16 protein-coding genes are annotated in these 14347 nt (G+C 40.7%); 8 read left to right on the forward strand and 8 right to left on the reverse strand.

The features are described from left to right. Positions 1–44 precede the first annotated feature (44 nt). Positions 45–971 carry a UDP-3-O-acyl-N-acetylglucosamine deacetylase gene (lpxC, locus tag HT99x_RS05195; RefSeq protein ID WP_075067328.1) on the forward strand — a complete coding sequence of 309 codons (927 nt, stop codon included), beginning with the start codon at positions 45–47 and terminating at the stop codon, positions 969–971. A gap of 147 nt (positions 972–1118) precedes the next feature. On the opposite strand, the gene HT99x_RS05200 is transcribed toward lpxC, so the two are convergent. Next, a complete protein-coding gene (locus HT99x_RS05200) occupies positions 1119–1610 on the reverse strand; it encodes a DciA family protein (protein WP_158003415.1) in 492 nt (163 codons plus the stop codon). Between HT99x_RS05200 and HT99x_RS05205 the strand changes: the two genes are divergently transcribed. The 5 genes from HT99x_RS05205 (at position 1589) to HT99x_RS05225 (ending at position 6388) form a co-directional block, all read left to right on the forward strand. Continuing rightward, positions 1589–2503, forward strand: coding sequence for a peptidoglycan DD-metalloendopeptidase family protein (locus HT99x_RS05205; RefSeq protein WP_158003416.1), 915 nt, complete (start codon positions 1589–1591; stop codon positions 2501–2503). The two genes, HT99x_RS05200 and HT99x_RS05205, sit on opposite strands and share 22 nt — an antisense overlap. Positions 2504–2590: 87 nt before the next feature. Then, positions 2591–5323 carry a preprotein translocase subunit SecA gene (gene secA, locus HT99x_RS05210; RefSeq protein WP_075067331.1) on the forward strand — a complete coding sequence of 911 codons (2733 nt, stop codon included), beginning with the start codon at positions 2591–2593 and terminating at the stop codon, positions 5321–5323. Continuing rightward, complete coding sequence (mutT, locus tag HT99x_RS05215; protein WP_075067332.1) at positions 5323–5721, forward strand: 8-oxo-dGTP diphosphatase MutT; 399 nt, start codon at positions 5323–5325, stop codon at positions 5719–5721. Before secA ends, mutT begins: the two co-directional genes overlap by 1 nt. 180 nt (positions 5722–5901) lie before the next feature. Then, complete coding sequence (locus HT99x_RS05220; RefSeq protein ID WP_075067333.1) at positions 5902–6096, forward strand: hypothetical protein; 195 nt, start codon at positions 5902–5904, stop codon at positions 6094–6096. A gap of 10 nt (positions 6097–6106) precedes the next feature. Continuing rightward, entirely contained in the window at positions 6107–6388 is a 282-nt protein-coding gene (locus HT99x_RS05225; RefSeq protein ID WP_075067334.1) for a hypothetical protein, read from the forward strand. A 71-nt stretch (positions 6389–6459) separates the two neighbouring features. On the opposite strand, the gene HT99x_RS05230 is transcribed toward HT99x_RS05225, so the two are convergent. Further along, positions 6460–7257 carry a phytanoyl-CoA dioxygenase family protein gene (locus HT99x_RS05230; protein ID WP_075067335.1) on the reverse strand — a complete coding sequence of 266 codons (798 nt, stop codon included), beginning with the start codon at positions 7255–7257 and terminating at the stop codon, positions 6460–6462. 194 nt (positions 7258–7451) lie between these two features. On the opposite strand from HT99x_RS05230, the gene HT99x_RS05235 reads away from it, so the two are divergent. Beyond that, the gene (locus tag HT99x_RS05235; RefSeq protein WP_259565616.1) at positions 7452–7589 is read left to right on the forward strand and encodes a hypothetical protein; all 138 of its coding nucleotides are present in this window, start codon (positions 7452–7454) and stop codon (positions 7587–7589) included. A 180-nt stretch (positions 7590–7769) separates the two neighbouring features. Beyond that, the gene (locus HT99x_RS05240) at positions 7770–8777 is read left to right on the forward strand and encodes a hypothetical protein (protein WP_075067336.1); all 1008 of its coding nucleotides are present in this window, start codon (positions 7770–7772) and stop codon (positions 8775–8777) included. A 4-nt stretch (positions 8778–8781) separates the two neighbouring features. On the opposite strand, the gene HT99x_RS05245 is transcribed toward HT99x_RS05240, so the two are convergent. The 6 genes from HT99x_RS05245 to pilB form a co-directional block, all read right to left on the reverse strand. After that, on the reverse strand, positions 8782–9003 hold the full coding sequence (locus HT99x_RS05245) for a DNA gyrase inhibitor YacG (protein ID WP_375338921.1): 222 nt from the start codon (positions 9001–9003) through the stop codon (positions 8782–8784). After that, entirely contained in the window at positions 8988–9764 is a 777-nt protein-coding gene (gene zapD / locus HT99x_RS05250; protein WP_075067337.1) for a cell division protein ZapD, read from the reverse strand. Before zapD ends, HT99x_RS05245 begins: the two co-directional genes overlap by 16 nt. Positions 9765–9853: 89 nt before the next feature. Next, the gene (gene coaE / locus HT99x_RS05255; RefSeq protein ID WP_075067338.1) at positions 9854–10474 is read right to left on the reverse strand and encodes a dephospho-CoA kinase; all 621 of its coding nucleotides are present in this window, start codon (positions 10472–10474) and stop codon (positions 9854–9856) included. Further along, a complete protein-coding gene (locus HT99x_RS05260; RefSeq protein WP_075067339.1) occupies positions 10471–11328 on the reverse strand; it encodes a prepilin peptidase in 858 nt (285 codons plus the stop codon). The genes coaE and HT99x_RS05260 overlap by 4 nt, the downstream gene beginning before the upstream one ends. An 11-nt stretch (positions 11329–11339) precedes the next feature. Then, on the reverse strand, positions 11340–12593 hold the full coding sequence (locus HT99x_RS05265) for a type II secretion system F family protein (RefSeq protein ID WP_075067340.1): 1254 nt from the start codon (positions 12591–12593) through the stop codon (positions 11340–11342). A gap of 3 nt (positions 12594–12596) precedes the next feature. Then, complete coding sequence (gene pilB, locus HT99x_RS05270) at positions 12597–14306, reverse strand: type IV-A pilus assembly ATPase PilB (RefSeq protein WP_075067341.1); 1710 nt, start codon at positions 14304–14306, stop codon at positions 12597–12599. Positions 14307–14347 lie beyond the last annotated feature (41 nt).

Consider the following 14347-nt stretch of genomic DNA (forward strand, 5'->3'; position numbering starts at 1 on the left):
CCCAATAAATCATTGTATAGCTCAATTGAAGGAAAGCAGGTGGCATGTTAAAGCAACGAACTTTAAAGAATGTGATACGGGCGACAGGTGTGGGAGTCCATACTGGTGAAAAGGTTTTCCTCACCTTGCGCCCGGCGCCTGCGAATACTGGCATCGTATTTGTACGCGTAGACTGTGAACCTCCTGTTGAGATTCCAGCTAAGCCTGAATATGTTGGTGACACTTCATTCTGCACCACTTTAGTGAAAGATGGTGTCAGAATAGGGACTGTTGAGCATCTACTGTCTGCTATGGCTGGCCTGGGTATTGATAATGCCATTATCGAATTAAGTGCGCCTGAAGTGCCTATTATGGATGGTAGCTCAGGACCGTTTGTCTTTTTGATTCAGTCTGCTGGCATAAAAGAGCAGGATGCTCCTAAGCGCATGATGAAAATTAAGAAGGCCGTTGAAGTACGAGATGGCGATAAAATGGCTCGAATTGAACCATTTGATGGGTTCAAGATTTCCTTTACGATTAATTTTGATCATCCTGTATTCCGTAATAGTAATCAAAAATCGACGTTTGATTTCACTCCAATGGCTTATATCAAACAAGTAAGTCGCGCTAGAACCTTTGGATTCTTGTCAGATTTTGAATGGTTACGCGCTAAAAATTTAGCGTCGGGTGCTAGTTTAGATAATGCGATCGTTTTAGACGAATACCGCGTTCTTAACGAAGATGGTTTACGCTATGACGATGAATTTGTTCGCCATAAAGTGCTAGATGCCATCGGCGATTTATATTTATTAGGCTATGGCTTGATCGGGGCTTTCCATGGCGTAAAGTCAGGTCATACCTTAAACAATAAATTAATTCGTGCTTTATTAGCTGAAGAAAATGCTTATGAGATCGTTAACTTCGAAGATAAGAAACAAGCACCGGTTGTTTATGCGGCGCCTGATTTATTAGGCGAGCCTATAACAGCGTGATTAAGATAAAAAAGCCGACGTAAGTCGGCTTTTTTTTATTTTTGAGAAAATCTCCTTGGTGCTTATCACGCTGTAGCTTTTAACCGGAGGTGGATAGCGGAGGCGCACTACCCGAGGGAATTGAGGCGGGTGAGGGGATAAAGCGTATTAAGTGTGTCGCGCTAATCTTTCCAAACTTGCCGCTAATTTATCTTCGGGATTTTGTTCTCTTAGTGCCTTTGCCAGATTTTCGAATCTTTCCGCATTTTCCGCTGAGAGCTTAGGCATGGGCATTGGAGCAGCAGGTTGGGTGTCTACTTTCATGGGCACCACAAAGGTTTCAATTTTTATCTGAATAGAGCATAATCCTGCCCACTCATTTATGCTGCGCAACTTACTTATAAGATTGGGGACATAATAACGCAAGCGAGTGGCAAAAGCCGCGCTTTGTGCTAAGAGTGTTAAAATACCTTTATCATAGTAACCGACTCTGCAATGTGATATTAGTTCAGCATCAAGCACTTGAACGAGCGTTTTGTTCAAATCAGCCACAGCTTGAGCTTGCTCAATGAGTTTGCCGAGGGAAGATCCCTGGCCAGAGAGTAGATTGCTAACTAGATAACTCGATGAGGTCATGGATGAAGCATCATGTTGAAACACCTACCCCCTATTCTATTCGTTTAGAGGGTGGTTTCCAAATTAGTTACCAATTAGGCTTGTTATTGCTCTTAAGCGTGATAATTATTGCCTTAAGTGCCTTGTGGGGTGGCTATCAATTAGCCCTTGCAAAAATGGCAAAGCAACCAACGTCGATGGTGACAGAATCGCCTCCCCACAAAATAGACGAATTAACAGAGCAACATCTGCAAGTCTTAACTCAACACATTGGTCGCATCGAAGCCAATTTGATGCGTATTAATGCATTGGGAGAGCGTTTAGTCCTTTCAGCTCATCTTGACCCTCAGGAATTTGATTTTAGCCATGATGTTCCCGTAGGGGGGAGCTTTATGCAGGAAAACACGCATGAAGAATTACTGGCCACTATTCATCAATTAAACGCTATGTTGGATAAGCGTTATGCACAATTAATGACGTTGCATCAGACCTTACAAATGCATTGGGGGCAGCGTGAATTGTCATTTACAGGAATTGGCAAAGCGGTCACTAATGGCTGGATATCCTCATTCTTTGGTCCCCGCTATGATCCTTTTACAGGTCGCAAAGCATGGCATTCTGGCGTAGATATCGCTGGGAAAGAAGGCTCAGAAATCAAAGCACTGGCAGCCGGTGTGGTTAGCTATGCTAATACCAAAGGAGGTTATGGTTATGTGGTGGATATTAAACACAGCAATGGCTTAACTACACGTTATGGACATAACAAAGAATTATTAGTAAAGCCAGGTCAGGTAGTACGTAAAGGCCAAACTATCGCCTTACTAGGTTCAAGTGGCCGTTCTACCGGTCCGCACCTACACTTAGAAGTGCATAAGAACGGGCAAGCTGTTGATCCGGGGGAATATTTCCCCGATTTTAAAAGAAATAAGTCAACTTAATAAATTTTATTGGCTGGGATAAAATGCCCCCATATATGTTATATTGGGCCGTACGGGTTTCATTCTGATAGAGATGATGGAAAAGATATGTTCACTGGATTCTTAAAAGCCGTTTTTGGTAGTCGTAATCAGCGTTTAGTTAAACGTTATCGCAAACAAGTTGAGCAAATAAACGCTTTAGAACCCAGCTTTGAAAAGCTGAGCGATGAAGAAATTTTGCAAAAAACCGCAGAATTCAAAGCCCGCTACCAAAAAGGTGAGACGCTTAACCAGTTATTGCCAGAAGCTTTTGCCTTGGTAAGAGAAGCCGGTAAACGTAGCCTCAATATGCGTCATTTTGATGTGCAATTAATTGGCGGTATGGTTTTGCATGATGGCAAAATTGCCGAAATGTCGACCGGTGAAGGTAAAACCTTAATGGCGACTTTGCCTGTGTATTTAAATTCTTTAGCAGGCTCTGTTCATGTTGTGACGGTCAACGACTATTTAGCGCGCCGAGATGCACAATGGATGGGACCTTTATATCGTGCCTTGGGCTTAACGGTTGGGGTTGTTGTTCCCAGAATGCGCCAAGAAGTGAAAAAACAAAGCTACTTAAGTGATGTGGTTTATGCAACCAATAATGAATTAGGCTTTGATTATTTGCGTAATAAAATGGCATTTACGCCTGAAGAATGTCTACAAAAAGAATTACATTTTGCCATTGTCGACGAAGTTGACTCTATTCTTATCGATGAAGCCCGCACACCTTTAATTATTTCAGGACAAGCAGAAGATAGCTCCGATTTATATATCAGCATGAATGAAATTGCGCCACAATTAACCGCGCAAGCCATTAAAGATGGTCCTGGTGATTATGCAATTGATGAAAAATCAAAACAAATTGCCTTAACAGAAGAAGGCCATAATCGCGTTGAAGCCTTATTGGTGAAAGCAGGTTTATTGAGTTCTGGTAAAAGTCTTTATGATCCCGCACATATTGGTTTATTGCATCATTTAAATGCGAGCTTACGTGCTCATGCTCTTTTTAAACGGGATGTGGATTATCTTGTTCATAACAATGAAGTCGTGATTGTCGATGAGCATACAGGTCGAACCATGCCTGGACGTCGCTGGTCAGATGGTTTACATCAAGCGGTTGAAGCAAAAGAGCGCGTCAGCATTCAAAGTGAAAATCAAACGCTGGCATCGATTACATTTCAAAACTTTTTTAGATTGTATGGCAAATTAGCCGGCATGACAGGTACTGCAGATACGGAAGCTTATGAGTTTCAGCAGATCTATGGTTTAGAAGTGGTGGTCATTCCTACGAATAGACCTTGTGTTCGTCAAGATCATCCCGATATGATTTATTTGACGAAAGAAGAAAAATTTGAAGCTATCGTTGCAGAAATTAAAGAATGTGTGAAATTAGGGCAGCCTGTATTAGTGGGTACAGCCTCGATTGAAACCTCAGAATTATTATCAAATATTTTGCAAAAACATAAAATTAAGCATCAAGTATTAAATGCAAAATACCATGATCAAGAAGCACAAATTGTTGCAGAAGCAGGGCGCCCTGCCACAGTTACGATTGCAACCAACATGGCAGGTCGTGGTACTGATATCGTATTAGGTGGTTCTAAAGATGCAGAACTTCGCGCGCTAGAAGAGCCTACTCGTGAACAAGTTGAAGCCATTCTTGCGCAATGGCAAGAACGCCATGACGCTGTCGTCAAAGCGGGTGGTTTACATATTATTGGCACAGAGCGCCATGAATCTCGTCGTATTGATAATCAGTTACGCGGCAGAGCGGGCCGTCAAGGTGATCCAGGTGCCTCACGTTTTTATCTTTCATTAGAAGATAATCTGATGCGGATTTTTGGCTCGGATAAAATGGCAGGATTAATGCGTCGTTTAGGCGTGCAAAGAGGCGAATCGATTACCCATCCTTGGGTATCACGTGCCATTGAAAATGCACAACGCAAAGTAGAAGGTCATAACTTTGATATTCGTAAACAGCTTTTAGAATATGACAACGTTGCCAATGATCAACGTAAAGTGATGTATGATCAACGTGATGCATTAATGGCAACAGAAGATATTAGTGAAAATATCGTTGGTATTCGTGAGTCTGTAGTGAATGCGATGATTTCAGAATATATCCCACTACACAGTGTTGAAGATATGTGGGATATCGAAGGGTTAGAACAAGCTTTAGATGCAGAACTGGGACTTAAATTGCCAGTTCAACAATGGCTAGAAAATGAAAAAGATCTTCATGAAGATTCTTTAAGAGAACGCATTTTACAAAAAGTCACAGAAATTCATGAAGAAAAAGAAGCACGTATTGGCGCAGAAACGATGCGTCGTTTTGAAAAATCCGTCATGCTTCATGCATTAGATACTCATTGGAAAGATCATCTCTCACAGATGGAGCATTTACGTCAAAGTATCTTCTTACGTGGTTATGCACAAAAAGATCCTAAGCAAGAATATAAACGCGAAGCCTTTAATCTTTTTACTAATTTGCTTGATAGCATTAAACGACAAGTGATTAGTATTTTGACGATGGTTGAAATTGATGCAGCATCGGATGTTGAGGCAGCAGAAGCGCAAGAAGCACAGCGTCGTCAATTTAACAATCAAGCGATGGAGTTCCGTCATCCTGATATCAACATGGCTTTGACAGAAGAAGAACAGAACCTAGAAATGCAGCCTAAAATGGTTGCGAATGGTGATACCACCTCGGTTAGCGCATCAAGCAAAGTAGGGCGTAATGAAAATTGTCCTTGTGGCTCGGGTAAAAAATATAAGCATTGTCATGGGCGTTTAGCTTAATGAGAATTCCAGTTGCGGTTGGTGTTGTTTTTAATGAACATGGGCAAGTGCTCGTTGCTAAGCGCTTAGCCCATCAACATCAAGGAGATTGCTGGGAATTTCCGGGTGGAAAAATTGAACCTCATGAAAATGAAGGCCAAGCACTCAGACGAGAATTATTTGAAGAAGTAGGCATTGTTGTCACTCATCATGAAGCCTGGATGAAGGTTGATCATGATTATGATGATAAATCGGTTTGTTTAATTGTCCATAAAATAACCGGATTTTCTGGAGAGCCTGTAGGCTGTGAAGGCCAAGAAGTAAAATGGGTATTACCTTCTGCCCTTCTTTCGTTACCTTTCCCCATGGCGAATCATCGCATTGTAAACGCGTTACAATCCTCATTAACCTCTGATTAACCCCTGACGAATACTTCGATACATGGTATGAGCTAGCTCTGCTATTGAATTAGTTTGTTGATCGAATCATTCATATGGCCTATATCCTTATAGCCAACGACAAGGATAGGTAAGTTAGAAATGCTGAATTTTTCATTTAAATTAAATAAACAGGCTGAATGCCCTTGAAAAGAAGAGCTAATGGCAACTAAAGGTTATTCTGAGGAAGAAGCCATTGCGTATATCGCAACCCATGGATTAGTCGAGAGACGCTTACGACGAAGGGCAGGGGAGGTCGTAAAAAGAGAACCTAAAAAAAATAATTTACCCAATCAGAATAGTGATTCATGCACCTTGTCCTTCCCAAGAAAAACTGAAGAAAAGATACTTTGCTGAAGAAATCACTATGTATGTTGCTGAACATCAAAAAATAACGCAACGTCGACATTTGAAGAGAAATAAAGCAAAGCTGCCAATAAACGTGCCAGGCGAACCTATTCTTGAAATTGAACCCATTCATCATTTCCAATCTAATAGAGTTGCATACGAAGAAAATGAGTGTGATGTTTTATTTCAAGATGGTATGTATTTTAACTTTAGTATCAATGCGGAATCAGCGAGAGACACTGAAGCAGACAATATGACTGTTGTCACAGAAAGTAGCATTCGAGTGATATCGCCTAAGTAAGTTGTTGCCTGTTCCATTTCTTATAAAGAAGGTACAACTATCGAAGCATGGCCAGTAATAGGGGGCCTAAATTAGTTTATACCTTCTCTGTAAGAATCGTTATACCATTTTTTGTAGTAAACATTATAAAGAACAGGGCGTGGAGATTGAGAAAGATTCGCTCTGCCTCGATGATTAATTTTTCCATTGAAGATAATCACATCCCCTGCTTTAAGATCAAATTGAGCTGTTTTAGCCAAAGGGTATTCTTCCATCGTTTTGCGATGGGTTGTGAGCATGAATTCCGTTGTGCCATTTTCTTTATTCATATTTACTAAAGGAATGAGGACGGTAAAATAAAAATCATCCATTCTAACCAGTTGTGTGCCATCGATGTCTGAATCTGCAATATTGTCTGTGTCTCTATGCCAATATTGATCACCGCTACCCGGTGCTGCGAAAACAACGCCAGTATAATTGGTATAACGACTATGTAACACTTTTTGAATGAGTTTTTCGATAATCGGGTTATGTTGAAAATGAGAATCAGCAAAAATTCCTTTATTAAGCTGGTAACGGGTATCAAAACGACCTGGTCCTGCCTGTAAAACAAGATCATTATCTATTTGCCAATAATAAGATGCCGTTTTTTTTCCATCGTTATTAAAATAACGCGGTATTCCCGGCGTTTTCATGAGTGATTCAATTTTTTGAACGACAGGATTGAGTGCTATTTGAAATGCCTCAATCTCTTGTTGGGAATATACCTGCGGTATTATCGTGACACCATTGTTATTTAATTCATTAAGATGCTTATTGTAGTTGAGATCTTGCGCATAATTAATTGGAGAAAAAATCAAAGTAAGAAAAAATAAAGTAAATGCTTTCATTATTCGTCATCTCAATCACAAGCTAATAGGTTTAATTATACGTATCAGTTTTTATGTACTCAACTTGCTGTAATAAGCTGTATTATTCAGTATATTTGTTCGAATTTTTAAATTTAAAAAGTTCTAATATTTAATTTTGCTAATACCACAAGAGAATAGCTACGTCTGTCAGGATAAAACAGAGCGCACAAAAAATGGCTGAAGAAATTTTTATTTATATTGATACTTATCAAAAACCAATTCCGAGTCATGATTTGAAGCAATGCGAATGTATTCTTGAAAATGAGAAAGTGGTGAGCGACATTGATGCCGACAATGTGTGGCCGTCATAGAAAGCGACAATGAGATGCCATGAATACTCAACCTGATGCCACTTCAACCAACGCAAGTAGGTTTAAATAAAACGCTTGCTGCCTAAATTAAGTGTAGATTCAAATAATAGTAAGCTTGATGTTCGAATAGTTTGGTGTTATAAAGTCAGCTCTATTAACATTGTCAGGTAAATGTATTATATGCCAATATCGCACCCTTTAATTCGTAAAGGCCAACAACGTAAAAACGCCAAGAAAGCATCCTCCTATCCACAAAACATGCAATTAAATGATGCTCAATCATCATATCAAGAGTTCCAGGTAAATAACGGTGAATTAATTTCAACTGAGATAACGGCAACGTTTGAAACGGTGATAAGTGCAGCAGGAAATGCTGCCCGTACAGGCAGCTGTTGTCGTTCAAAAGAAGACTTGATGAGCCAAAAAAAGTATACCCCTGAGGAAGCGGATGCGTATATCGCGGCTTATAATGCATACGGCTACTCTGAACAAATTCAACGGACGAAAAGAACAAGAGCGGCAGCACAGAAACAAGCCATTAGGCAATATGCCTGTCCATCCATGGAAATCCTCATCAGTCGATATAAGTCTGAAGGAGCTCATATTTACATTGAAAGTTATCGAGAAGCTTATGGCCGTCGATGGGGTAAGCAGAATGTACCTGAGTTACCCGTTATTGAGTTACCCATTGAATTTACTGCCAATACCCTGGGTTGTGAATCCACTTTGCTACCCAAACTAAGCGAGAATGTTGATCTTTCATTTATCAAAAATCTGGATATGACAGATGACGAATTTTTTTCTGATACTTTAAGCCTCTTATTAGAAGAAGATACACAGACTGTTGATCAATCGGATACGCAATCAATAGAATCTGCTAAAGAAATGGGTTTCATTCTGGAAGTAGAAACACCGCAAGCTATTCAAGCAAACGCTCGAATGACTGCTGCTTTTTCTTCATCAGAATATAGATCAGTTGAAAATATTGATGAGATTCAATTGCGGGGTGCTCCATTGGCAACGGTCAATGCATTTGAATTCGATGATAATTGCTGGAATGTCTTATTGCAAAGTAAGGGTGTTTATTTCAATGCGATTGCGAATACAGGTGCTTGCCAGGCGAGTGAAACGCTAACAGTGGATGCAGAGCAAGAGCTCGCTACTTCGCGTGTGCTAGCGTTGAAATAAGCGGTTAGTGCTCATTATCGTTATTGGCACTTGATTCGTCTTGATCTAATGAAGGCGAATCTTCAGCTGGGATCTTGTATTCTTCAGATGCCCAGCTGCCCAAATCAATAAGCTTGCAACGCTCACTGCAAAAAGGGCGATAGGGATTGCTGACTGCCAACGAGCTGGATTTTTGGCAGCGTGGACATAATACTTTTGTAGTCATCGCAGTTAAATCGAGCAGCATGTTAATTCAAAGGGAATATCTTGAGTCCATAATGCGGCTTTGCCATGTTCAAATTGCGCTTGCAAGAAGCGAACATTGATTCGATGTTTATTGGCGCTAATTTCTGGATAAGCCCCATATTCAGCAGAAACCGCAATACGAATTAATTGGCAAGCCGCTGGCGCATTAATCGATTTTTGGAAAGTACCCGCAGCTGCCATCTCACGCGTAGGACGACAGGATTGGCGGGTAAGATCGAGTACTAAAGTGAGTGCTTTATCAAGCGGTGTCAGTAATTCTTGCCATTCATTTAAGGTACGTTGCCGAGTTTTGGGTGGCAGACTCAGCCAATAATGAAATGCGGGCAAATCAAAACTACAAGTCCCACCGGGTATGAGCAAACGTTGACGGATGCTATTGAATAAATCACTTTCTTTGGGGCATAACCCTTGTTTCGCAGAATAAGAGCGTAATGTGTCGATGGAATATTCCAGCTCTTTTAGCACTTTATTTAAGGCATGATGATCAACACTGGGTGTCATATCTAAACGTTGCAGGCCATTGGTGTGACGCTCAATTTCTTTGAGCAACTCACCCCGGAAATCGGTTCTTTCAATTAAATTATAAAGTTCAATAATCGCCGTGACGCAGTCTCTTGCATCCCAAGGACTGACAATGTTGGTCAGTCTATATTTAGCCAACTGAAATAAATGTTCAGTTCTTAAGAAAGTACGCATACGCTCGTTAAGGGGGTGTTCAAATAGCAAAAACTGTTGAGCCATATGCAAAGCGCCTTATGCAAAGAATAAGTAATCTTAATTCCAATATACCAAGTACACTTCAAGATGCGAAGTATAATTTGAAGTGTAGCCTATGCAATGGGGGTTTTTGAGATGCCTGTTTTTAACAAAACAGTATGTAAGTCAGACACCTTTTTTTTAAGTTGAGAGAGGGTATCATCATTGGTTAACACCGTCTGAGCAATTTTCAGCCTTTGGGCAGGGCTTGCTTGCTCTGCAATCATTTTCTCAATTAATTCCGAAGATGCCTGATCGCGCTCAATCGTCCTCATATGTTGCTGAGAAGGTTTGGCATCAATCACTATCACGTGGTCTATGATGGCTTGGTAATCGGCATAGTGTTCAGCCAGCAGTGGAATAACAACGATACAATAGGGATATTGCACTTTTTGAATGGCGTCTTTGATTTCTATTTGAATTAAAGGATGAAGTAAATTTTCCAACCAAATTTTATCAGCAGGATGTGTAAAAATATGCTCTCTAAGGAGTGAACGATTCAGTTCACCATTGGGCAGACGAATAGAAGCACCCCATTTAGCAAGGATTTGTTCAAAAGCGGGTGTTTGGGGTTTGACCACCTCTCGGGCAATCAGATCGGCATCAATAATCGGAACGCCAAAGTCAGCGAAAAATTGTGCAGCAGTACTTTTGCCGCTGCCAATGCCACCCGTTAAAGCAACAACATAGGTCATAAATTGAGTATCGATTTAAAATAAAGTTGCATCAGTTTATCACCCCACATCAGGCTTAACCAACCTGCCATAGCAAGGTAGGGGCCAAATGGGATCGGTTGCTCTCGGGTTAAACGTTTACTAGCAATTAAAGATAATCCCACGATGACACCCACCAAGGAAGATAATAAAACAATCACAGGTAGGGCTTGCCATCCAAGCCATGCGCCCAGCATGGCTAATAATTTAAAATCACCATAACCCATACCTTCTTTATGCGTGACCAATTTGAAAAGCCAGTAAACGCCCCACAAAAATAAATATCCAAAAACGGCGCCAAAGACCGCATTGGATAAGCCGGTAAACAGAGATTGCGAGTTGAGTAATAATCCTAGCCATAACATGGGAAGAACAATATCATCGGGTAATAGCTGTTCATTAAAATCTATCTGGGTTAAAGCCACTAATGACCAGGTGAGTAACAAAGCCGCTGGCATCTGCCAAGTTAAGCCAAAGCGATAAGCAACCGCAATCGAGAGTAATCCAGTTATCAATTCGGTCAGTGGGTAGCGCCAAGAAATTTTAGTATGACAATAACGGCAACGCCCTTTTAAAAACAAGAAACTCAGTATCGGAATATTATCAATGGCTCGAATCATTTGCTGGCATTGCGGGCAATGGGAACGAGGAACCATTAAATTATAAGGTTGTGTTGATTCAGTGGGGTTTTTTTGCTGAATATAATCATAGCATTGAAGAGTCCAAGCTTGATTGAGCATGCGTGGAAGACGTGCAATCACGACATTCAAAAAGCTACCAATGATCAATCCAATCACAAAGATAACAAAAAGATAATAATGCAATAGCCATTCCATTGGCGCAAACCTTAGACAACTGAGCCCATCTTAAAAATAGGTAAATACATAGCAATGACTAAACCACCGACGAGTACACCTAATACTGCCATAATTATAGGTTCAAGCAAACTACTGAGACCATCAACTGCGGCGTCAACTTCTTCTTCAAAAATGGTGGCAACTTTAGCTAACATTTTGTCTAATGCGCCAGATTCTTCACCGATAGCCACCATTTGGACAACCATGTTAGGAAATATGCCAGTGGTACGCATGGCTACCTGCATTTGTGAACCCGTAGAAACGGCGTCACGAATATAAAGTACTGCTTTAGAGTAAACAATATTACCGGTTGCACCGGCAACCGATTCAAGTGCTTCTACTAAGGGTACACCTGCTGCAAAGGTGGTGGATAAGGTACGAGCATAGCGTGCGATGGCCGCCTTATGGAGAATAGGGCCGACAATCGGTAATTTTAATACCAATTTATCGACAGCCTGTTGAACCGCAGGGTATTTTTTTCTGCTATAACCAAAAGACCATAATGCAGCGATAGCAAGTCCAAGAATGAGCCACCAACTTTTTTGCACAAAATTGGAAATATGGATAACCATTTTAGTGAAATAAGGTAAATCAGCTCCAAAACCTTTAAATAATTGCTCAAACTGAGGAACAACAAAAATGAGTAAGATGGCTGTTACAATGATAGCCACAACGACAACAGCACAGGGATAAAATAGGGCTTTTTTAATTTTTCGTTTCAACGATTCTGTTTTTTCTTTATAGGTAGCAATTCTATCAAGCATGGTCTCTAACGAACCGGATGCTTCACCTGCGGCGACTAAGTTGCAAAATAATTGATCAAAATAAAGCGGATGTTGTTTGAGCGCCTCAGAAAATGAACGGCCTGCTTCTACTTCCGCTTTAATCGCTAAGACGAGATCGCGAACTCCTTCGTGATCGGTTCCTTTGGCAACGATATCAAAAGATTGCACAAGCGGTACACCGGCAGACATCATCGTCGCCATTTGACGACTAAAATGGGAAATTTCAGCAGCAGACACTTTTTTCTTGCGTTTAGCAAATAATGGCGTAGATTGACGGCGTACAGAAATCGGATTTAAACCTTGACGCCTGAGATCGGCTTTTGCCAAGGTAATATTAGCAGCGCTGATTTCTCCCTGAACCTTCAATCCTTGAGCATTCATACATTCATAGGAAAATAGGTGCATTTTAGGCGCAGCTGGAGGAGGAGGGCGCTGAGTTGTTCGTTTTGCAATAGCCATACTCTAATCCTTGGTAACTCTATTTACTTCCTCGATTGTCGTTAATCCTAATTTAACTTTATTTAAACCCGCACGCCGCAAATTAATGACATTATCGAGTTTCATTTGAGCAGCAATATCAAATGCATTACCCCCCGCCATGATAATTTGCCCAATGGCAGGAGAAACAGGCATGACTTCATAGATACCGACCCTTCCTTTGAAACCGTTGATGCATTGATCGCACCCTTTAGGTTCGAAAACAGAGAAGTTTTCTTGCACATCTGCTTCGGTAAAGCCAACATCAATTAATGCTTCAGGAGGAAAATGGGCTACTTGTTTACAATGCGTACAAAGCCTACGTGCTAAACGTTGTGCAATAACGAGCGTAACGGAAGTTGCTAGATTGAATGCTTGAATGCCCATGTTCATTAAACGAGTCAATGTTTCAGGTGCGCTATTGGTATGCAAAGTTGATAAAACCATATGACCTGTTTGTGCCGCTTTTACGGCAATTTCAGCGGTTTCTAAATCGCGAACCTCACCCACCATAATAATATCGGGATCTTGTCTTAAGAAAGCTCTTAATGCACTGGAAAAAGTCAAACCGGCTTTGGGATTCACATTGACTTGATTAATGCCGGGTAAATTGATTTCGACAGGATCTTCTGCGGTTGAAATATTGACTTCACTAGTATTCAAAATATTAATTGCAGTATAAAGTGAAACGGTTTTACCGCTGCCTGTGGGGCCTGTAACCAAAACCATGCCTTGTGGTTTATGAATGGCATTTAAAAAGGCTACTTTTTGTGCTTCTTCATAACCTAAAGCATCAATACCTATTTTAGCGGATGAAGGATCAAGTATTCGCATCACGACCTTCTCGCCAAAAAGCGTCGGGCAAGTGCTGACACGAAAGTCAATTGCACGATTGCGCGACAGTTTCATTTTAAAACGTCCGTCTTGAGGGACACGACGTTCTGAAATATCGAGCCTTGACATCACTTTCAAACGAGCCGCTAAACGTGGTGCAAGATTAACAGGAGGCGCTGCGAATTCTTGTAAAATGCCATCTTGGCGTAATCTGACACGATATTGTTTTTCGTAAGGTTCAAAGTGAATATCAGAAGCGCCACGATTAATGGCATCCAGTAATACTTTATTGACGAAACGTACAATGGGAGCATCATCAACATCGGAGTCGCTGTCTTCATCTTTCTTTTCATGATCGTCGCTTGAAATATCAAGCGCATCCAGATCGCTATCTTTGAGATCATCTAATGCAGAAGATTCATTTTCAGATAGAATTTTTTCAATTGTTTCTACTAATTTGGTTTCTTCAACCACAATGGCTTCAGTACTAATACCCGTATGAAACTTAAATTCATCGAGCGCTTCAAGATTGGTAGGATCGGATACCGCGACAAACAAACGATTACCACGACGAAATAATGGCAAGGCATGATGTTGGCGAATTAATTTTTCACTCACAAGCTCTTTGGGGATGAGATCAAGATCCATGGCGCTTAAATCGAATAAGGGATCACCAAATTCAATAGAAGCTGTCACAGCAAGCGTTTTATCGTCGATTAAAGACTTTTCAATCAGATGAGCAACAAAGGGTATTTTCTTGCGCATTGCTGCATCAATCGCTTGAGCCGCTGTAAGTGCATCCAGCAAATTTGTTTGAACTAGCTTTTTAGACAAGCCATTTAATGTGACATGATCAACCATGAATATAATCAGCTTTAATCAATTTGCTCCCAATATAGTAT

The sequence above is a fragment of the Candidatus Berkiella aquae genome, from assembly GCF_001431295.2.
GTDB lineage: Bacteria > Pseudomonadota > Gammaproteobacteria > Berkiellales > Berkiellaceae > Berkiella > Berkiella aquae.